The sequence below is a fragment of the Streptomyces gottesmaniae genome, from assembly GCF_031845845.1.
Lineage (GTDB): Bacteria > Actinomycetota > Actinomycetes > Streptomycetales > Streptomycetaceae > Streptomyces > Streptomyces akebiae.
On record NZ_JAVRFJ010000101.1, the window covers coordinates 1 to 808 of the forward strand.

The window sequence follows — 808 nt, forward strand, 5'->3', positions numbered from 1 at the left end:
TTTGGTGTTGCGCCAGGTGAAGTAGGTGTAGGACTGCTGGAAGCCGGTGGCGGCCAGGGTGTGCATCATCGCGGGGCGGGTGAAGGCCTCGGCGAGGAAGATGACGTCGGGGTCGGTGGCGTTGATCCGGGCGATGACCTGTTCCCAGAAGACGACCGGTTTGGTGTGGGGGTTGTCGACGCGGAAGATGCGCACGCCGTGGTCCATCCAGTGGCGCAGGATGCGGCAGGTCTCGGTGATGAGGCCGGGCATGTCGGCGTCGAAGGCGATGGGGTAGATGTCCTGGTACTTCTTGGGCGGGTTCTCGGCGTAGGCGATGGTGCCGTCGGGGCGGTGGTGGAACCACTCGGGGTGTTTGTGGACCCAGGGGTGGTCGGGGGAGCACTGCAGGGCGAAGTCGAGGGCGATCTCCAGGCCCAGGGCGCGTGCTTCGGTGACGAAGTGGTCGAAGTCGTCGAGGGTGCCCAGGTCGGGGTGGACGGTGTCGTGGCCGCCTTCGGGGGAGCCGATGGCCCAGGGGACGCCGACGTCGTCGGGGGTGGGGGAGAGGGTGTTGTTGCGGCCTTTGCGGTAGGTGGTGCCGATGGGGTGGATGGGGGGCAGGTAGACGACGTCGAAGCCCATGGCGGCGATGGCGGGCAGGCGGCGGGCGGCGGTGCGGAAGGTTCCGTGGGGCTGCTCGGGGGTGCCCTCGGAACGGGGGAAGAACTCGTACCAGGAGCCGAACAGGGCCCGCTCGCGTTCCACGAGCAGGGGCAGTGGTTCGGAGGAGGTGACCAGTTCCCGCAGGGGGTGACGGGCCAGGACC

1 protein-coding gene is annotated in these 808 nt (G+C 68.6%); it reads right to left on the reverse strand.

The window, feature by feature from the left end:
- Positions 1–808: alpha-amylase family protein (locus tag RM704_RS44570; protein ID WP_311593571.1), on the reverse strand; the 808-nt coding region annotated here is incomplete at both ends.